This is a genomic window from Bradyrhizobium uaiense (assembly GCF_010811875.1).
Lineage (GTDB): Bacteria > Pseudomonadota > Alphaproteobacteria > Rhizobiales > Xanthobacteraceae > Bradyrhizobium > Bradyrhizobium uaiense.
The window spans coordinates 1-245 of the sequence record NZ_VKHP01000914.1; the positions used below are offsets into that span (position 1 = coordinate 1).

1 pseudogene is annotated in these 245 nt (G+C 63.7%); it reads right to left on the reverse strand.

The features are described from left to right. Positions 1–117 precede the first annotated feature (117 nt). Positions 118–245, reverse strand: a pseudogene (locus FNJ47_RS52490) (efflux RND transporter periplasmic adaptor subunit); the annotation flags it as partial.

The following is a 245-nucleotide window of genomic DNA, read 5'->3' on the forward strand; positions in this document are numbered from 1 at the left end:
TTTGCGACACCAAATCGGCACTATTAGCGCACCGCTGCGGCCGTCCCCCCGGAAGCTGCAACGACCGAGCCCCGGACCGCATGCTTAGAGAGCTTAGCAAACGAATGCAGACCCTTAGCCGACCGCGACATTGTCGGAGTCGGATTCGCGGACGAAGGCGATCAGCCAGACCGTCGAGAGATCGCCGATCACGTAGACCGGGTCGCTGGCGCCGGTCGAGACATACTGGCCGGGACCGGCCTTGC